18 protein-coding genes and 1 pseudogene are annotated in these 20,124 nt (G+C 33.9%); 14 read left to right on the top strand and 5 right to left on the bottom strand.

Going from position 1 to position 20,124, the window contains the following annotated elements; genetic code table 11:
- The 4 genes and pseudogenes from AABM59_RS03775 to AABM59_RS03760 form a co-directional block, all read left to right on the top strand.
- Positions 1-1,222, top strand: a pseudogene (locus AABM59_RS03775) (hypothetical protein); the annotation flags it as partial.
- 234 nt (positions 1,223-1,456) lie between these two features.
- Positions 1,457-2,032: a transposase gene (locus tag AABM59_RS03770; RefSeq protein ID WP_338407640.1), complete on the top strand. Its 576-nt coding sequence runs from the start codon at positions 1,457-1,459 to the stop codon at positions 2,030-2,032.
- Positions 2,033-2,406: 374 nt separating this feature from the next.
- Positions 2,407-2,790, top strand: coding sequence for an HU family DNA-binding protein (locus AABM59_RS03765; protein WP_338407639.1), 384 nt, complete (start codon positions 2,407-2,409; stop codon positions 2,788-2,790).
- 135 nt (positions 2,791-2,925) lie between these two features.
- Entirely contained in the window at positions 2,926-3,498 is a 573-nt protein-coding gene (locus AABM59_RS03760) for a glutathione peroxidase (protein ID WP_338407638.1), read from the top strand.
- Positions 3,499-3,605: 107 nt separating this feature from the next.
- On the opposite strand, the gene AABM59_RS03755 is transcribed toward AABM59_RS03760, so the two are convergent.
- Both AABM59_RS03755 and AABM59_RS03750 read right to left on the bottom strand, forming a co-directional pair.
- Positions 3,606-4,568, bottom strand: coding sequence for a tRNA-dihydrouridine synthase family protein (locus tag AABM59_RS03755; RefSeq protein WP_338407637.1), 963 nt, complete (start codon positions 4,566-4,568; stop codon positions 3,606-3,608).
- 42 nt (positions 4,569-4,610) lie between these two features.
- Positions 4,611-5,108, bottom strand: coding sequence for an N-acetyltransferase family protein (locus AABM59_RS03750; RefSeq protein WP_338407636.1), 498 nt, complete (start codon positions 5,106-5,108; stop codon positions 4,611-4,613).
- Between the two features lie 106 nt (positions 5,109-5,214).
- Here AABM59_RS03750 and menD point away from each other — a divergent pair, with 106 nt between their 5' ends.
- The gene (menD, locus tag AABM59_RS03745) at positions 5,215-6,876 is read left to right on the top strand and encodes a 2-succinyl-5-enolpyruvyl-6-hydroxy-3-cyclohexene-1-carboxylic-acid synthase (protein WP_338407635.1); all 1,662 of its coding nucleotides are present in this window, start codon (positions 5,215-5,217) and stop codon (positions 6,874-6,876) included.
- Between the two features lie 46 nt (positions 6,877-6,922).
- Here menD and AABM59_RS03740 read toward each other — a convergent pair whose 3' ends face one another.
- Complete coding sequence (locus AABM59_RS03740) at positions 6,923-8,275, bottom strand: M20/M25/M40 family metallo-hydrolase (RefSeq protein ID WP_338407634.1); 1,353 nt, start codon at positions 8,273-8,275, stop codon at positions 6,923-6,925.
- 345 nt (positions 8,276-8,620) lie between these two features.
- On the opposite strand from AABM59_RS03740, the gene AABM59_RS03735 reads away from it, so the two are divergent.
- Complete coding sequence (locus AABM59_RS03735; protein ID WP_338407633.1) at positions 8,621-9,487, top strand: hypothetical protein; 867 nt, start codon at positions 8,621-8,623, stop codon at positions 9,485-9,487.
- 20 nt (positions 9,488-9,507) lie between these two features.
- Here AABM59_RS03735 and AABM59_RS03730 read toward each other — a convergent pair whose 3' ends face one another.
- Positions 9,508-10,803, bottom strand: coding sequence for a hypothetical protein (locus AABM59_RS03730; RefSeq protein WP_338407632.1), 1,296 nt, complete (start codon positions 10,801-10,803; stop codon positions 9,508-9,510).
- A 135-nt stretch (positions 10,804-10,938) separates the two neighbouring features.
- Between AABM59_RS03730 and AABM59_RS03725 the strand changes: the two genes are divergently transcribed.
- The 8 genes from AABM59_RS03725 to AABM59_RS03690 all read left to right on the top strand — a co-directional run bounded on the left by AABM59_RS03725 (position 10,939) and on the right by AABM59_RS03690 (position 18,134).
- Entirely contained in the window at positions 10,939-11,397 is a 459-nt protein-coding gene (locus AABM59_RS03725) for a hypothetical protein (protein ID WP_338407631.1), read from the top strand.
- Positions 11,398-11,465: 68 nt separating this feature from the next.
- Entirely contained in the window at positions 11,466-11,921 is a 456-nt protein-coding gene (tnpA, locus tag AABM59_RS03720) for an IS200/IS605 family transposase (protein ID WP_338407641.1), read from the top strand.
- Positions 11,922-12,293: 372 nt separating this feature from the next.
- On the top strand, positions 12,294-13,145 hold the full coding sequence (locus AABM59_RS03715; protein WP_338407630.1) for a S1-like domain-containing RNA-binding protein: 852 nt from the start codon (positions 12,294-12,296) through the stop codon (positions 13,143-13,145).
- 252 nt (positions 13,146-13,397) lie between these two features.
- Positions 13,398-14,228, top strand: coding sequence for a 1,4-dihydroxy-2-naphthoyl-CoA synthase (locus tag AABM59_RS03710; protein ID WP_338407629.1), 831 nt, complete (start codon positions 13,398-13,400; stop codon positions 14,226-14,228).
- Between the two features lie 49 nt (positions 14,229-14,277).
- Entirely contained in the window at positions 14,278-15,228 is a 951-nt protein-coding gene (gene menA, locus AABM59_RS03705; RefSeq protein WP_338407628.1) for a 1,4-dihydroxy-2-naphthoate octaprenyltransferase, read from the top strand.
- A 93-nt stretch (positions 15,229-15,321) separates the two neighbouring features.
- A complete protein-coding gene (locus AABM59_RS03700; protein ID WP_338407627.1) occupies positions 15,322-15,999 on the top strand; it encodes a metal-dependent hydrolase in 678 nt (225 codons plus the stop codon).
- Positions 16,000-16,004: 5 nt separating this feature from the next.
- Positions 16,005-17,057, top strand: coding sequence for an o-succinylbenzoate synthase (locus AABM59_RS03695; RefSeq protein WP_338407626.1), 1,053 nt, complete (start codon positions 16,005-16,007; stop codon positions 17,055-17,057).
- A gap of 174 nt (positions 17,058-17,231) precedes the next feature.
- Positions 17,232-18,134, top strand: coding sequence for an LD-carboxypeptidase (locus AABM59_RS03690; protein WP_338407625.1), 903 nt, complete (start codon positions 17,232-17,234; stop codon positions 18,132-18,134).
- Positions 18,135-18,230: 96 nt separating this feature from the next.
- Here the strand turns inward: AABM59_RS03690 and AABM59_RS03685 are convergent, their stop codons facing one another.
- Complete coding sequence (locus tag AABM59_RS03685; RefSeq protein WP_338407624.1) at positions 18,231-20,015, bottom strand: chloride channel protein; 1,785 nt, start codon at positions 20,013-20,015, stop codon at positions 18,231-18,233.
- Positions 20,016-20,124: the final 109 nt, after the last annotated feature.

Here is a 20,124-nt window from a genome sequence, read left to right as displayed (position 1 = left end):
TGTTACATTCCCCAATACAATTCAACTAGGAAATACGTCTGTTACGGATGTAAAAACAAGTGGTACCTTAACAGCAGGTACGGTGACCTATCCAAAAGCGCATAATACAATTGCAGGGCAAGTTTTAACCACTAATGCCTCAGGTGTTGCAAGTTGGAGTACTCAAAACTTTGTTGATTTATCTACTACTCAAACGGTTGCTGGAGCTAAAACTTTAAGTGGAATTACTACAATTTCAAATGCTACTGCATCAACATCAACATCAAGCGGGGCATTGATAGTGAATGGTGGCGCAGGAATTACTGGTGCGGTTTATGCAGGAAGTATACAAAACACACCGGTAGGTTCAACAACTGCTAGCACAGGGTCATTTACAACATTAGCAGCATCTGGAGCAACTACACTTGGAGGAACATTAGCTGTAACAGGAGCAACTACATTAACAGGCGCTGCTAATCTTAATGGCGGTTTAACTATGGATACTGATAAATTTACTGTAGCTGATGGAACAGGTAATACAACTATTGATGGAACATTAGGTATTGGTACCACTACACCAGATCCATCTGCGAAATTAGATGTGAGTGCTACTAACAAAGGCTTCTTACCACCTCGCGTTACTTTAACGAGTACTTCCGATAATACGACCATACCGAATCCTGCAACCGCATTATTGGTATGGAATACTGGGGCATCTTGGGGAGGTGCTGCGTATTATTATAATAGCGGTACCTCAGGTGCGCCTGTTTGGGCTAAAATAATTAATAATTCAGCAGATGTTGAATGGACAAACTACACTCCAACATTTGAAGGTTCAACAACAAATCCAACAAAAGCAACTACACATTTAGAAGGATACATGTATAAAGTTGTTGGCAAAACATTATATTTAAAAGGATATTACTACCATTATTGGGCAACAGGAGCAGCAGCAGGCAGCGGCGACCTCTTAATTCCATTGCCAAGCGGATATACAATCAATACTTCTGTATGTCCTGCTATTGGTACAGCAAATGAGGGCATTACATTAGGTTATTGCCATGTTGAGCATGATGGTAATATAGGCACTGGGGCCGTAAAAGTATATGATGCAACAAGAATTAAATTTGTTTGTAGTGAAGATATCAATGGAATACTTAAAGGATCAGTAAGTTCAGTTTATTATACTTTGATAGCTAATAATTACGACCTCACTTTTAGTTGTGAAATTCCAATAAACTAATTGAATCTCAAAAGTTTCTAATTTATCAAGGAACATTAGGGAGATTTAAGAGAAAGAAAATAGTCCAATGAGTTTAAGTGTAGACACATTCCCCAGCTAGCGCGAGCAAAAACAGGCACAACGGCTAGTGCGAGCGTCACGCTCGTACCCATAAAGCAAGCCACACCCAAAACTACAACCCTAAAAAAGTTGTAGTTTTTTTTAAGGAATACTTATATTAGCAAAAAAAAGTAGATGAGCAGAAAATATAAATTTGCTTCGCCTGTTTGCTATCGCTCTGGTTATGAAAAAAACGGAGCTTATTTTGTAAGTTTCGCTATTGATAATTGGATAGATGTATTTACAAGAGCTATTTATTTGGCAGTAATAACTGAATCATTAGACCATTGCAGAAAAAATAAGGGTATGGAGATTTATGGTTATTGTATTATGCCGAGTCACGTGCATTTGATTTTTAGGTCGGCATTAGGCGATCCGTCAGGATTAATGAGGGATTTAAAAGGTTTTACATCAAGAAAAATAATCAAAGCCATTGCAGACAATCCACAAGAGAGCAGACGAGAATGGATGCTATGGATGTTTGAAATAGCAGGAAAGAAAAACAGTAATGTTAAAGAAAAGCAATTTTTGCAACAAAACAACCAACCAATAGAAATTTGGAGTTTGAAAGTGTTTGAACAAAAACTAGATTACATTCACAGCAATCCCGTAGAATCAGGATTCGTAACCGACCCTATAGATTGGAAATATAGTTCAGCTAGAAATTATGGTAATAACGACCAAACTGTTTTAGAAATAGATTTGAATTGATTTTGATTGTAGGTACGAGCGTGACGCTCGCACTAGCGGTGAAAAGTCTTAATACAATCAATAAAAAACTATGTTCTTATGCGTTTATAAAATTATAAACTGAATTATACCTAAAGGGTTATATAAATATTTACATACTCGGTACCAATAAATGCTGCCACACGGGCCTCTTTTTTATCTAAGTAGTTTTAATTAATTAAAAAACGGGTATGTTTGTATATAAACATATATATCTTTTTATTTAAACATATATAAATTTAGCTATCTTTGTAATTACCAGAAAAATAAATAATCCGTTCTGGCAGTAAAATTTATAAGGACTTTACAAAACAGCAGTAAAGTACTTACATAAACTATCAATAAAGTAAATTAGTATGGCAATAAATTTTAAAATGGTACCCAAGAAAAATATCTTGGTTTCGCCGCCGCAAATAAAATATTATCCGTGTGCCATTCATAAAGGCGAGGAAGATTTAGACAGTCTTGCCGAAAAGGTAGCTTCTCGTTCTACGATTAGTAAAGCAGATTGTTATGGGGTGATTATTGGGCTTACAGAGGTACTATCCGAAGCACTAGCAGCAGGAAACATCGTGCGAATTGATAGTTTGGGATCCTTTCAAATTACAGTACAAGGTACGCCAGCAGATACTTTCGAGGAATTAGGTACAGCTAATATAAAAGGCTCGAAAATCAAATTTAATCCTTCAAAAAGGATGAAGTCTAAACTGAAAAACTTAGTTTTTAAAAGAATACGGTAAAAAAAAGGCTTTTTGTTTAGGGGTTGCTTTATAGAATAGTATCAATTATTTAACTTTTGTTCAATCAAAAAAAGAGAGCAATAATAGGGTTGCCTATTTTGAAATGTTTAATTTTACAAAACAAACACTAAAAAAATGAAAAACCTATTTATTTCTGCCTGTGGTTTACTCTTATTATGGAGTTGTCAAGGTCAAATTACACAAAATAAACCAGAATCAACCATGGAAAAACAAACCCTACACCAATTCAAGGTCAAAGATTTATCGGGAAATGACTTTGATTTGGCTTCTCTCAAAGGCAAAAAAGTGATTGTTGTAAACACGGCTTCCAAATGTGGATATACGCCACAATACGAACAGTTAGAAACCTTGTACAAAGAATACAAAGACAAAGGTTTAGTAATTGTGGGATTTCCGGCTAATAACTTTCTTTGGCAAGAACCGGGAACCAATGAAGAAATTGCCACTTTTTGCCAATTGAATTACGGAGTGACGTTCCCCATGATGAGCAAAATTTCGGTTAAAGGAAAAGATATGGATCCAGTGTATCAATTTTTAACTCAAAAGGATAAAAATGGCATATTAGACAGCGACGTAAAATGGAATTTTCAGAAATACTTAATCAACGAAAAAGGCGAACTCGTGAAAGTTTATTATTCAAAAACATTGCCAACGGACCCCGAAATCGTGAATTGGATTAAGGGTTAGATTTTAGTAATCAATACTGCTCAATACAAAAAAAGAGTTCCTATTGGGAACTCTTTTTTTTGTTAAAGTCAGAAAATAAATTTCATTTTCAATTTTTTAAATCCGCTTCAATCCGGGTTATATATTTTTTCACTTTTAAAAATTTCTGCAACAGCTGCTTCATAATTGCGAATGCTTTGCGCTTTTTTGATTTTTTTTAACACCTTGTGTGGATTTGAAAAGGTTACTGAAAAATATTCCCATAAATGGTACATCTTTAATAAAATATGGGTTTGTCCTGATAGCGACTCACTATAAATGGCATATAAAGTATCGTGAAATGCACGGAATAATTCCATTTTGTTCTTTGGATATTCTAGGGTATTTTGCCGAATCATACTGGGCAAAAACGGATCAGCAATCAAACCACGACCTATCATCCAATGATCAATAGTAGGAAAACGCTCTTGCATTTCCTTGAATTTCGCCACCGTAGTAATGTCGCCATTATAATACAATTTATGGCGCGTATTGTCTACACATCGCTGAAAAGCATCTAGATGAACACCTCCTTTGTATAATTGTTTTCCAATGCGGGCGTGAATGGCAATGTTTTTAATAGGGTAGGTGTCCAGAATGGGTAAAACATCCAGAATTTCTTCGGTAGTATCATAGCCCAAGCGCATTTTCATAGACACAATGATATCCGATTCTGAATGAGCTCTTTCTAAAATATGATTGATTTTTGCTGTATTTTTAATTAAACCAGAACCCATACCACATTTCGTAACCATAGGATACGGGCAGCCTAAATTCCAATTCAACTCTTTGTAACCCAATTCTCGAACATATTTAGCCACAAATAAAAATTCCTCGGCATCATTAGTTATAATTTGCGGAATGACTTCTAAACCCACATTATTCTCCGGAAGCAGGTCTCTTTCGTAAGAAGGTTTTATTACTAATTTTCCGTTTAACCGAATATAAGGCGAATAAAAAGTGTCAATACCTCCAAAAATCTTGTTTTGAGCATTTCTAAATCGAAAGTCAGTAAATCCTTGTAAGGGCGAGGAAAGTAGAGTAAAATCCATGAAATTATATTGTGCAATTGTATTGTTATGCAAAGAACGCTTTTATTTTAGCATTAATTGCATAAAAACGGTATGCAACCAACGGTCAAATTTAAAACCACATTCCTTGAAAACACCAACGGTTTCGAAACCAAAATTTTCATGAAACACCACACTATTTTGATTCTCCGAATCGATAACGGCAATCATGGTATGTAGTTTTTGTTTTCGAGCCAAATTAATCAATTCCTGCAACAGTAATTTTCCAATGCCTTTTCCTTGAAAATCATCGTTTACATAAACCGAATGTTCGACGGTAAACTGATAAGCTTCCCGAAAACGAAACTCACTATACATTCCGAAACCTGCAACTTCGCCCTCTAGTGTTGCTACAATTACCGGAAAGCCTTTGTTTAATTTATCTTCAAGGATTGCTTTTTGTTGCTCGTAATTCCTAATTTCGTAATCGTACAAGGAGGTCGAATGCAAAATATTATAGTTTAGAATTTCTAAAATGGCATGCGTATCTTCGGTTTTGTAAGGTCTAATTTGGACTTCCATTTGATATAAATTGTTTTCCAAAAGTAATAAAACTATTTAAAGAACATAGTAAAAACCTTTGCAAGTTTGTACCTTTGGACCTTTATAACTTTGGACCTTAATTATAATGATTTATCCTAAAATACCTTTGGCGCAAAGCATTATCCAGATTTGTCTTGACAAAGGAATAAAACACATCGTGATTTCTCCCGGTTCTCGAAACGCACCTCTGACAATAGGTTTTGTAAACAATCCCGAATTTAATTGTTACAGTATTGCCGACGAGCGTTGCGCTGCTTTTTTTGCACTAGGAATTGCCCAACAAATTCAAAAACCAGTAGCCGTAGTTTGTACCTCGGGATCGGCATTATTGAACTATTATCCGGCTTTCGCCGAAGCATTTTACAGCCAAATTCCGCTAATTGTAATTTCGGCCGATAGGCCACAAAATAAGATCGACATTGGCGACGGCCAAACCATTCGCCAGGAAAATGTGTTTAAAAATCACTCGCTTTATAATGCCAATTTAATTGAAGGAGCTTCTGTAGAGAATGATTTGAAAATAAATCTTGCCATCAATAAGGCTTACGCCAAAAAAGGGCCCGTTCACATCAATGCGCCTTTCGAGGAACCATTGTATCAAACGGTTTCTAAACTCGATGTCGATGTCATTATTTCGGCTTTCGCCAAAGAGCCAAAGAAAATTGCTATCGATGCGATTATTGAGTTTACTAAAATTTGGAATGCTTCGAAAAAGATATTGATATTGGTAGGAGAAAATAAACCCCACGAAATTGATTCCGAAATTATTAATCAGTTAGCCAATGATGATTCGGTTGTCGTGATGACCGAAACTACTTCAAACCTGCATCATCCTTCCTTTTTGAATAACATTGACACGATAATCACTCCTTTTTCGAAACAAGACTTCAAGAATTTTCAGCCGGATATTCTAATTACTTTTGGCGGGATGGTCGTTTCCAAAAGGATAAAAGCTTTTTTGCGAGAATACAAACCAAAACAGCATTGGCACATGGATCCGTTGAGGGGTTATGATACTTATGGTAGCTTGACGAAACATTTTAAGGTAAAGCCCAATCTGTTTTTCAATCAATTTTTGCCGTTTATCATTCCTATAAAAAGCAATTATCATTCTACTTTACAAAAGGTTTCCACCTTGCGAAAAACAAAACACCAGGAATATTTGTCCAAGATTCCGTTCTCAGATTTCAAGGTTTTTGGAGCAGTGATTCCAACTTTGCCCGAGGATTGTATGTTGCATTTGGGTAACAGTTCAGCCATTAGATACGCACAATTATTTACTATCAATCCGTCGGTTGAGGTATTCTGCAATCGTGGAACCAGCGGTATTGATGGCAATACTTCTACAGCAATTGGTGCGGCTGTAGCCAATAAAAAACAAACCGTTTTAATTACCGGTGACATAGGTTTTCTCTACGATAGCAACGCCTTGTGGAACGAATACATCCCAAAAAACTTCAAGATTATTCTAATCAATAATGGAGGTGGAGGTATTTTTAGGATTTTACCCGGACACGAGGAAACTCCGGTTTTTAATCAGTTTTTCGAAACTTCCCATTGCCTCACTGCCGAACTTTTAGCAAAAATGCATGGATTCGATTATAGTTTTGCTAGTGATGAATCGAGTTTAGACAAAAGCCTAAAAGCTTTTTATACTCAAAACGATAAACCAAGTATTCTTGAAATTTTCACGCCAACGAGGGAGAACGATAAGGTTTTGCTACAGTATTTCCGGGAGTTGGTGTAGGTTTTTTTAAACAGTACTATTCCATCAAACGCTTCTTAATACACTTTTACCGAATAGGCAGAGGGAATATAGGCAAACTGGCGTGTCCCAAGGCATCAACTGTTTGTACTCCAAATAAATAGTTGTCTTTTGAAAAAGGAATAGTTATTCTGGTGTCTTTTACAAAAATTGTTTTTTCCCAATGCGATGCCGAAGTTTCCCTAATTAATATTTGATAGCCGTAAGGAGTTTTACCTTCAGGAGCTTTCCATACAAGTGTCGAAAAATTAGTTAGTTCTTTGACTTCTATACCAACATTATTTGGGGCTTTAGGCGACCAAGCTAAGTTGCTAAAAGTTGCTAAGTTGGAACAGGTTACTTTTTTTAGATATTCAAAATCCATAAATTCGGGAAGGTCTCCATATTTTATATCATTTTCAGTTCTCAAGTTTTGATGCTGGTGGTCGTAGTTTTCGTTCATTTCACAAAAACGAATGGCTGTAAATCCATTTTGACTAAAAGGAGTATGGTCACCTCCCCTTAAAAAGCGGTCGTTTCGGTAAACCAAATTGATATCTAATTGATCTACATATTGATTCGTAACCGTTTTTATATATCGCGCTAATTCTCTCGATGGACTATCATTATCCCGATTAGTAGATTTTCGCATTTTAGCTTCTTCCTCTGTTTCTAAATAAGGGATAGTCTCACTAAAAACTCTAACCCTAGTGTTGTCTCTTAAGTTTGTTCCGCTAGACAAACTGTTGCCAATCATGTCGTTGTTAATCATTGCCACGACATTCCACTTTGCTTCTTTTGCGATCTCGGCTAAATGACGGGCGCCATATAAACCTTGTTCTTCCCCTGTTACGGCAACAAATAGTAAAGTAAAAGGAAATTCTCTTTTACTCATTATTCTTGTAAGTTCCATCATTGCCGCCACTCCCGAAGCATCATCATTGGCTCCTGGTGCATCAGATTTAGCATCCATTACATCAGAGGCGCGGGAGTCTAAATGCCCACTTATAATTAACACTCGGTCGTCTGTTGGATCGGTTCCTTTTAATGTTGCCATTACATTTCCTAATTGGCTTTCATTTGCAATGCGCTTTCCATCGGCTTTAATCATGAAATAATCAATAGTTGAAGTGAGTCTTCCGCTAGAGGCTAAAGCAAATTTATCAAATTCTGATTTTACCCAATGTTGTGCAGCACCAATGCCTCGTGTTTCACTTTTAGTATCGCTTAAAGTGTGTCGGGTTCCAAAAGAGGCTAACTTGCGAACGGTAGCTTCCAGATTGTTTGCCTTGACTTCAGTAATCATTTTTTTGATTTCTAAATCGTCGATTGTAGTTTGAGAAAATACAATATGAGATAAAAAAAGTGGAGCGAGTAAATATAATATTGAAATTTTTTTCATTTTTTAGAGAATAAATTAAACTCAAAATTAATAAAAAATAAGAATGAATTCTAATAAAGTTTATATTGGTTTTCACGTAAAATATCTTCTTCAAAATCTTCATACCTTTGCGCTTAAGAAAAGACAAGAAATAAGGATTGAAATAGGAAAATAAATTGTTGTTTTGGAGGGTAAATTAGATCCATTTTTTTATAAATATGAAGTAGATGCTTTGTAATCAATAATATTGGGTTTAAAAAAAAAACGCATTAATCCTATTAGGAATATTACTTATGAATACAATCTATTAAAAAATGATCTTATTTTGGAATAATACAAAATATATAAATTTTATTTTAAGAGCCTATGAAGTTTGTTTTAGCATCAATTTTTTTCTATTCCGTTAATAATTTACTTTGGAAGAAAATTTTATTTAAGTCTAATATCTGGATAGTTATGACTCTTAGATCCTTTATGACTTGCTCAATTGGTCTTATTATAATTTACTTTTTTTATCCGAACGTATTTAATGAATTAACCATTGCTACTCTTATAAAATCAACATCAGCATCTTTATTAGGAGCGTTTGGATTGGTTTTTATGACTTCAGCACTAAAACTAGGTAGTTTAAGGCAATTGGGAATATTTAATATGACTGGAGTTTTTTTTACGGTTACCTATCTATACTTTTTTGAAAATTTTGATTTTAAGTATTATGTAATTGGTACTTCATTAATCGTTTTAGGGTTTGTAATTTACTTAACACAAATTAAAAGGGATCTGAAAAAAGAGATTAGCTATAGACAGTTACTGCTATTTACTTTAATGACGGTATTCTTTTCTGCTTCGGCTTTGTTTCATTGGAATAATTTAAAACAATCTATTTCTCCTATTTTTTCATTAATTAATCAAGAGATTGTAGTTTTTTCTATAAGTTTTTTCGGGTTATTAACTCGTACTTCATATTCTAAAAAGCAAATCATACGATCTAGTATTGCAATATATAAATTAACTTTTGTGATGGCTCTATTAATTTTTATGGCGGTTTGGACTGGGTTTTTAGGTTTAAAAATTACAAATCCCTATATCACCTCTTTATTAGCGTTGGGTATTCCAGTATTGACTATCCTATTTGGAACTTTTTTTTACAAAGAAAAATGGAGTTTCAGTAATTTTATTGCATTAGTATTGATAATTTTTGGGGCTTTTATGTTGCACTTCAATTTGAACTGATTTGATTTTTGAAATTTGGTTTAATAATTTTTTAAAAAATCTACAGTAAATCGCTTAAAACCAGTTTTGTTTACAATAGAGACATATTGACTTTCAATTTCTTTTAAGTCACTTTCAGAAATAGAATTAGCTAAACCAAGTTTGTATTCAACTAATAAATAAAATAGTAAAACATAATCAGCGTAGGAGGGGCTAAATTTTGATTTTTCAATAAAATTAAAACTAATAATAGCGTCTTTGATTTCATTCTTATTTATAGAATTAACGGTCATTGCTAATAAAATAGTGGCTTGAACATGATAGCCACTCCAATCTACAAGGGTTAAAACATCTTCATAATATTTTTGTATTAAGTAATCTGTTTTTTTGAAGTCTTTCAAAAGTATTAAAGCTGGAAAAATTTCTATTGTTAATAAATTTAGGTGCTCCTGTTGTGTAATTATTTTTAAGAAAGCTTCCCAAGTTTTTTCATACTCTACAGTATTTGTCTTTTCGGCATAATATATTAAATTATAGGCATAGCAACGTCCTTTCAAAACAATATAAAAATCGTCTTGAATTTTATCTATGGCAATTAGTTTGAAATTAGGTTTACCGGATAAGTAATAATTGTAATTGATCATCAAATCAACAAAAAGGGCTTCATGACTATTTGTATTTAAGAATGGAATACTATTGCGTAAAAATTTGCCATAGTAGCCCTTGTTTAGATAAGAATAATCAATAAACCAATGCAAAATAGTTTCTCTAAAAATAATGTTAGGAGATAATAATTTTATTAGATAATTCATAGATATACTGTCTAAACTTCTAAAAAACAAACAAATATTTAACGCTATTTTTCCTCTATCTATGTGTTCAACTTGAAATAGACGGCTTTCAAAAAGACTATTTAAATGAGTGTAATTTTTTTTATAAACAAAGGTTTTAAAAATGGAGGCTATTTTCAGGTGATAATCTTCAGTATTTATTTGGGATTGTAACCAAACAATATTTTTCTCATCGAAAGTTTCGCTTAATTCAATTTCGAAAATTCCACTCCACACATGCCATTCCTTGTATTTTAAATTGTTTTTATTGTAAACACTATAATTATAATATCCTAAATATTCACTTAAAGTATTTAAAGTGTTCAAGTTTGGTTTAGTGTAGTCTAAAAACCCAAAAAAACGTCTTAAAGTATTGAATCCTAATAGTTTACCTGTATTAAACTCTATGTTTTGTTGCAATAATTTCAATTGAGAAACTTTGTTAATTTTACTTCCGAAATGAATTTGAACATCGAACTGCAATTGACCGTCGGTTGTATTTGGCATAAATTAATGGGCTGGTTATGGGCTAAATATATGAAAATTTATTTATAATTTTGATTTAAGATACTTATTTAAACAAAGCATTAAAATTTTAGAGCATATAAGCTAGTTAATTTTTCAATTAAAAATAAATAAATTATGATATTCAAACACTATAATTTACGTAGAATTGTGATCAATGATGCTGAAGTAGTAATTGATCTTAACCTCTGTACTCAGAAAAATATAGCATTTCAGGATATAAAGAAAGTGTATGTTTCTTTTGAAAAAATTGCAAATAGTTATAAGAGGTTTTATTTGTTGATGAGTATTCTTTGCATAGTTTTTTTAGGAGTATTTATTTTTTCATTACCCATTCTTATTGTTTTAAGTGTTGTTTTAATCAAAATTTATAGAACGCTTCATTTGTATAAAATGTGCACTTTAAATTTTGTGTTAGAAAATAATAATATTGCCATTAGATTTATTCCTTTTAAAATCAAACATAAAGTAGTAAGTCTCATTAATGAGTTAAAAAAACTCGTTAATACTCCTGAAGAAGAAGTTTTGAAAATTGATTTTTCTAATTATTTAATAGCAGAAAATCATGCAGTTTAATCAAAAGAATTCCTCGAGGCTCTGCCTCGGGGTTTAGCTTAAAATAGAAAGATTAGTATATTTGTTGTATCAGTGAACACATTTTCAAACGACATAATAAAAGTTTGTTGCTTTATCATTTGGTATGTCCTATAAAGTATAGGAGAAATATTTTAACCGATTCAGTTGAAACGAGTTTGGTTTCTATATGTGAAAACATTTCAGAACGCTATGAGATTCATTTTATAGAGATTGGGGCTGATGAGAATCACGTTCATTTTTTGATGCAAAGTGTTCCAAAAATTTCAGTTGAAATATTGGTTAGAACTGTAAAAAGTATTACTGCAAAAGAGATTTTCAGATTGCATCCTGAGGTTAAGAATAAGTTGTGGGGTGGTAACTTTTGGACTAGTGGATATTATGTGAATACCGTTGGTCAATATGGAAATGAGGATGTGATTCAGAAATACATTCAAAACCAAGGTGAAGAAAAAACAGTTTATAAATCGTTTAACAAAAATCAATTGCGGTTATCTTTCGAGTAACGCGATACCTCGAGGCTCTGCCTCGGGGTAATTCATTTATGAAATTTATCCTAATCCAACAAATGATTTTGTGACAATTAAAATACCTAAAAGTTCTGAATTAGAAAAAATAGAATTATATAGTCTACTAGGAGAATTTATAGATGAATATACAAAAAACACTATTTCGCTTCAGAGTTTACCAAGTGGTTGTTATTTATTAAAAATTCATGCTACAGGAGGTATCACTACAAAAAAAGTTGTCAAAAAATAATTTATTTAAACACTTTCATAAAAAAGCTATTCGTTCTAGAATAGCTTTTTTTATAAAATTATTTTTTAATTACCATTTTCAATCTTCGTACCTTTGCGCTTTAGAAAAGACAAGAAATAATGATTGAAATAGGAAAATACAACACGCTTACCATTTTACGTGATACAAAAGTGGGATTGTTTTTAGGAAATCCAGAAAAAGATCCCGAAGGAATTCACGACATACTTTTACCCAATAAATACGTTCCCAACGAATGGGAAATAGGCGAGGAGGTTATTGTATTTGTTTATTTAGATCACGAAGAACGCCCAGTTGCTACAACATTAGAACCTTATATTTTATTGAATGAATTTTCACTTTTACGTGTAAATTATATTAATCAAGTGGGAGCTTTTATGGATTGGGGAATGGAAAAAGACATTCTGGTTCCGTTTAAAGAGCAAGCACGGCCAATGGAAAAAGGAAAACGCTATTTAGTGTACCTTTATATGGATGAAAAAACAAACCGTTTGGTAGCGTCCAGCAAAACCAATCAGTTTTTGAAAAATGATAATCTAACGGTCGAAAAAGGAGAAGAAGTAGATTTAATCGTTTCACACATCACCGAATTGGGTATTAATGTCATCATCAACGAGCAACACAAAGGCTTGATGTATAAAGACGAGGTTTACAATGATGCCATTCGAACTGGAGACAGAATGCGAGGTTATATCAAAACCATTCGTCCCGATAATAAAATTGATGTGGCATTACAAATCCAAGGATATCAAAGCATTGAACCCAATGCTGATAAAATTCTTGAAGAATTAAGAGCAAGTCGTGGTTTCCTGCGTTTGACCGATAATTCGCATCCCGAAGACATTAAAACGGTCTTGAAAATGAGCAAGAAAACCTTCAAGAAAGCCATTGGAGCTTTGTATAGAGAAAAATTAATCGAGATAAAGGAAGACGGAATTTACTTGGTTAAATAATAAATTCAAAAATAATATAATTGTTAAAAGGAAGGTGTAATGCTTTCCTTTTTTTATGAAATGAGCATAACCTAAAATTGGTCGTAAACAGCAATGATAGTATGCGAATTACATATGACCATTAAAAAAACAATACATATCAACATATGACTTTTAAAATAAAGCCAATTACTTTTGGCTTAGCCAAAATAGAATAGTAGAATGTGTGAAAAATGGTTTATTTTTACACTAAATTAATTAATACAGAATCTAATGAATTGGATAACCGTCAAAGAATACGAAGATATCACTTATAAAAAATGCAATGGAGTTGCTAGAATAGCTTTTAACAGACCCAATGTTCGCAATGCTTTTCGTCCAAAAACCACTTCAGAACTGTACCAAGCTTTTTATGATGCGCAAGAAGACACTTCTATTGGAGTCGTTTTGCTTTCTGCAGAAGGGCCTTCATCTAAGGATGGAATTTATTCTTTTTGTAGCGGTGGCGATCAAAACGCTCGTGGCCATCAAGGTTATGTAGGCGAAGACGGGCAGCATCGTTTGAATATTCTCGAAGTACAGCGTTTAATTCGATTTATGCCAAAAGTAGTTATTGCCGTAGTCCCAGGTTGGGCTGTAGGTGGTGGTCACAGTTTGCACGTGGTTTGCGACTTGACATTAGCAAGCAAAGAACACGCTATTTTTAAACAAACGGATGCCGATGCGACCAGTTTTGACGGCGGTTATGGCTCTGCTTATTTGGCAAAAATGGTCGGACAGAAAAAAGCGCGCGAGATTTTCTTTCTAGGAAGAAATTATTCTGCTCAAGAAGCATTGGAAATGGGAATGGTGAATGCCGTGATTCCACATGCAGAGTTAGAAGATACTGCATTCGAATGGGCACAGGAAATTTTGCAAAAATCGCCAACCTCCATCAAAATGTTGAAATTCGCGATGAATCTTACCGATGATGGAATGGTGGGACAACAAGTCTTTGCCGGCGAAGCAACACGACTGGCCTATATGACTGAAGAAGCCAAAGAAGGTAGAAATGCTTTCCTTGAAAAAAGAAAACCTAATTTTGAAAAAAAATGGTTGCCATAAAAATATTTTAGGTTTCGACAGATAACCCAAAAACCAAAAACCAAAAAAAATGAAACATTGGATTCAAGCTGCAAGATTAAGAACCTTGCCATTATCGGTTTCTGGAATTATAGTGGGAAGTATGTATGCCTTGGCATATCCAACAAATAATGTCCTCACGCCAACGGAAGTTTTTAACTGGAAAATATTCGGTTATGCCATCTTGACGACGCTAGGATTGCAAATACTGTCTAATTTTGCCAATGATTATGGTGACGGAATAAAAGGAACTGACAATGAGCATAGAGTTGGTCCCAAACGAGCCATTCAAAGCGGTGTGATTTCTCCCGCAGCAATGAAGCGCGCTATTATTATTACAGCTATCTTAACATTACTATCGGCAATTTCGCTAATTTATTTTGCTTTCAAGGAAACAAATCTGGGCTATTCTTTATTTTATCTGGCATTAGGAATTTTAGCAATTGCTTCTGCGATTCGTTATACTGTTGGTAATACCGCCTATGGATATCGAGGGTATGGTGACTTATTTGTTTTTGTTTTTTTTGGATTAGTAAGCACTCTGGGAGTAAATTTTTTATATTCCAAACAGTTAAATTTCGACTTGTTTTTACCTGCAACCGCCATCGGATTATTGAGTGTTGGAGTTTTGAATTTGAATAATATGCGAGACGAAGCATCGGACAGGAAATCAAACAAAAACACCATCGTGGTGAAAATTGGCGGAGCAAAAGCCAAGAAATACCATTATTTTTTGATTGTTTCAGCAATGGTCTTAGTGCTGGTCTTTGCCATCATTAAAAATTTTAATTTTGATCAATACCTGTTTTTACTGGCTTACATTCCTATAACCAAACATTTAATCACTGTTTATAAAAATCAGGATTCTAAAGCATTAGATCCAGAATTAAAAAAATTAGCTTTGAGTACTTTTGGCCTTTCAATTTTGCTGGCATTGTGTATGATTTTCTTTCTTTCGGACTTGCTTGTCAATAATTATTAATGAAAAAAACAAAGAGAAAAAAGACAAATAGGCAATAGATTTTGTGTCTTGACTATTTTAATTTTTTTATCTTTCGTCTATAATCTAAAAAATATGAAAATCACGTTTTACGGTCACTCCTCATTGGGAATCGAAGTTAGTGGTAAGCACATTTTGGTAGATCCTTATATTTCTGCAAATCCAAAAGCGTCGCACATCAATATAAACGAACTAAAAGCCGACTATATTTTGCTTACGCATGCGCATAGCGATCACATTCTCGATGTGGAATATATTGCCAAAAGAACCAATGCAATTGTCATTTCTAATTATGAAATAGCCTCTCATTTTGGCGAAAAAGGACTAAAATATCACCCAATGAATCACGGTGGAAGTAAGGGTTTTGATTTTGGAAAAGTCAAATACGTCAATGCAGTCCACTCTAGTTCTTTCGCTGACGGAAGCAACGGTGGAAATCCAGGTGGTTTCGTCATCGAAGGCGAACACAAAAACATCTATATTGCCGGCGATACAGCACTCACAATGGATATGAAACTCATTCCAATGCGAACTAAATTAGATTTAGCAATTTTTCCAATAGGCAACAATTTCACTATGGATGTAGAAGACGCTATTATCGCTTCTGATTTTGTCGAATGCGATAAGATATTAGGAGTACACTATGATACTTTTGGTTATATTGAAATCAATCACGAAGAGTCTATTCGTAAGTTTTTCGACAAAGGAAAAGATTTGATGTTATTAAAAATCGGCGAAAGTATTGAATTGTAATTATTTTGAAAGCAACTTACCACAAATACATTCTTAATTTTAAACGACCTTCAGGAACTTCCCGAGGTGTGATGACGGAGAAAGAAACTTGGTTTATTATTCTCGAAAAGGAGGGTAAAAAAGGAATAGGCGAGTGCGGAATCCTTCGTGGATTGAGTATTGATGACCGACCAGATTATGAAGAAAAACTACAATGGACTTGTGCTAATATTCACCTTGGCGAAAATGAACTTTTGAAGGTTTTAATTGCTTTTCCTTCGATACAATTTGGAGTGGAAATGGCGTTCCAATCATTGGTAAACAAAAACCCTTTTTTGCTCTTCCCTTCTGAGTTTACCAACGGCGCAAAATCAATTCCGATTAATGGTTTGGTTTGGATGGGTGAGGAGTCGTTTATGAAGCAACAAATCGAGGAAAAACTAGCTCAAGGTTTTCGTTGCATCAAACTCAAAATTGGAGCGATAGATTTCGATAAAGAACTGCAATTATTGCGCTACATTCGAGAGCATTTTACACCGGAACAAGTCGAAATCAGGGTCGATGCAAATGGTGCTTTTGATGAAAATATAGCTTTATATAAAATTAAACAACTATCTGGATTTAAATTACATAGCATTGAACAGCCAATACAAAAAAACAACACTGACAGTATGTCAGAGCTATGTAAAACCACTCCAATTCCTATCGCCTTGGATGAAGAGCTGATTGGTGTGTTTTCATTTCGAGAAAAAGAAGAATTATTGCAAAAAATTAAGCCGCAATTTATCATTTTAAAACCTAGTTTTATAGGTGGATTTAAAGGCACAAAAGAGTGGATTTTATTGGCCGAAAAGTATAAAATTGGTTGGTGGATTACCTCAGCTTTAGAGTCAAATATTGGACTAAATGCTATTGCACAATGGACTTTTTTACAGCATAATCTGATGCCGCAAGGATTGGGAACAGGAGCGCTTTACACTAATAATTTTGATTGTCCTTTAGAAGTTTCAGAGGGTCAGTTATGGTACAAAAAAGTACGGGAATGGGAATTGGATTTTGAAGAATTTTTAAACATTTAATGTGTGGTATTGATTTGAATTCAACATGAAAAACCAACTAATTTGCCACCAAAATAAAATATTTAGAATCAGTACTCAAGCGATTATTTATTCACTTTTGTACAATGTAAAACAAACCAATTAGCGATGCGCCAAAAAAATTTAGCACGACAAGAACAAAACGATTCTAAAACAATGAAATTTACGAAACCTTCTTATTTAAAAAAGGATGATACCATTATGATTGTTGCTCCAGCTGGTTTTGTCATGGACTCCACTGAATTGGATCCCGGTATTGCCTTGGCTAAAAGTTGGGGACTCGAAGTAGTTTTGGGTAAACACGTTTTGAATAGATACAATCATTTTGCGGGAACAGATGAGGAACGTCTTGGCGATATGCAATTGGCACTCGATAACAAAAATATAAAAGCAATTTGGTGTTCAAGAGGCGGTTACGGAACGGTTCGAATTATTGATCAAATTGATTTTACAGCTTTTGAAAAAAATCCAAAATGGGTTATCGGTTATTCGGATATTACCACTTTGCACAATCATATTCACAATCTATGCATAGCGACTATTCACGCCACGATGCCAGGCGGAATTCACTCAGCTACCGATGAAGCCAAACAAACGCTGTATAAAGCCTTATTTGGCTATGACTATGACTTTGAAATCCCAAGTAATTCGTTGAACAAAAAAGGAAATGCCAAAGGGGTTTTAATTGGCGGAAATTTGTCAATCATCAATTCAATGATGGGAAGTGTGACCGAAATCAATACGGATGGAAAAATACTTTTTATTGAAGATGTTGGAGAGGATTTGTATCGCGTGGATCGAATGATGTATACTTTAAAACGCAGTGGCTTATTAAAAAATCTTAAAGGATTAATTGTCGGGGATTTTAGTTATGATATTGAAAAAGACACCTTATTTGGAGGAACTCACAGAGAAATTATCCTGAATGCTGTAAAAGAATACAATTATCCTGTAATTTTCGATTTCCCTGCTGGTCACGTTAAAGACAATCGGACATTAATTTTTGGAAAGGAAATTAAAATTGAAGTGAATGATTTGCTATCAAAAGTGAGCTACTGATTCTGAATTTATTTAAAATAAATGTGGTTTTTAATTTTAAGAATTGTAAAAAAGGGTTCTAATCATAGTAGAATGATTATTAAATAATTTTTTGAGTTATTCTATTGTCATTGATTTAAGCTTTGTTCGATAGGCTTCGAGGGTTATAGCTTTTGATATAAATCCATAATATTTTCCGTTTTTAAGAACGGGTAAAAAGGTTACTCTGGCTTTTTCAAATTTATTCATTACGGTTTCCATATTGTCAGCAGGATAGATTACATCGATGGTAGGAGTCATAATTTCTTTTATTAAAGTATGTTTTACCCTAAAGTTATTGAAGATAATTTCTCTAATATTGTTAAAATGAACGATGCCAAGTAAATGCATTTCCTTGTCTACTACCGCAAATATAACTTGATTGGAATGGGAAATTAAATCGACTAATTTTTCCAAACTTTCATCAGGGGAAATCGTCAAAAAATCAGTTTGTATAATCGAATTGGTGTCTAATGTTGAAAGGATGTTGGTGTCTTTATTAGTCGTAAATACGTTTCCTTTCCTGACTAAAGGCTTAACGTCCATCGAATGTTTTTCAAAGCGTTTTGAAATTGCAAAACTGATAGAAGTTACAATCATCAATGGAATCATCAAGTCATAACCTCCCGTAATTTCTGCAATAAGAAAAATTGCCGTTAGAGGTGCGTGAAATAATCCGCTGAGAATTCCTGCCATTCCCACCATTGTGAAATTGCTGATAGGTAAATGCGTAAGTCCAGTTAAATTTAAAAATTTGGAAAATAAATATCCAGCATAAGATCCTAGAAATAAGGAAGGAGCAAAGTTACCTCCATTTCCTCCACTTCCCAAAGTAATTCCAGTAGCAAAAACCTTGAGTAACATCGTAAAACCAATGAAGATTAAAAGTACCCAATCGTTATTTCTAAAACTACTAAATAGGGTGTTTTCTAATAATTGACCTGGATCTTTTTCTGATAATATCTTGATACTTTCGTAGCCTTCTCCAAAAAGGGAAGGGAAAATAAAGATGATTACTGCTAAAATAGAGGCTCCAAATAATGCTTTTTTATAGGGACTAAATCGAAGATGGGCAAAAATATGTTCGACTCTTTGAAAATTTCGGGCATAATAAATAGAGACAAATCCGGTAAGCACCCCCAGGAGAATATAGTATGGTATAAAATGATAATCGAAGATTTCTTGACGTTTAAAGGACAATAAAATAGATTCGTCCAAGGCGATTAAAGAAACCAATGTGCCTGAGGCAGCAGCAATCATAATAGGTGTAAAGGCTGAAATACTCACATCGACAAGTAAAACCTCGATGGCAAACAATACGCCGGCGATGGGAGCATTAAAAGCAGCGGCAATTCCGGCGGCAACTCCACAACCTATAAGCAGTGTTCTGTCTTTGTAACTCAATTTATATCTTTGGGCATAATTAGAACCAAATGCCGCGCCGGTTATCACTATCGGACTTTCTAAACCTGCCGAACCTCCCAAACCAACGGTTAGTGAACTCGTCACGATTTGAGCATACATTTGTTTTCTAGGGATTATGCTTGCTTTTTTGGCAACGGCATACAAGATCTGTGAAGTTCCTTTTTCGATAGTTCCTCCCAATACTCTTTTGACCACAAAAACGGTCAACAAGATTCCTATAATAGGTAAAATACTGTTGATAAAACTTAATTTTAAAATTCCGTTGATGTAGGTCGCAAAAGAATAAACTTGATGTGCAAATGTTTTTAAAATAATAACTGCAAAACCAGAACTTATACCAACTAAAATACTTGACATGAAAATAAATTGTTTTGGCGCTAGTATAGATTGTGCCCAAGCAATTATATTCTCTAATTTATAAAAATATTTTTTGAACATTTCAATTTTTTAATAAAAAGCTAATTTACTATTATTTTTGCTTTTAGCCGATGTTTTTCAGCGCTTCTTTTTTACTTAAAGGTTTTAAGTTTGTCTGTTTTACAAAATT

This window comes from uncultured Flavobacterium sp. (assembly GCF_963925185.1).
Lineage (GTDB): Bacteria > Bacteroidota > Bacteroidia > Flavobacteriales > Flavobacteriaceae > Flavobacterium.
This window is presented reverse-complemented; position numbering and strand designations above follow the sequence as displayed.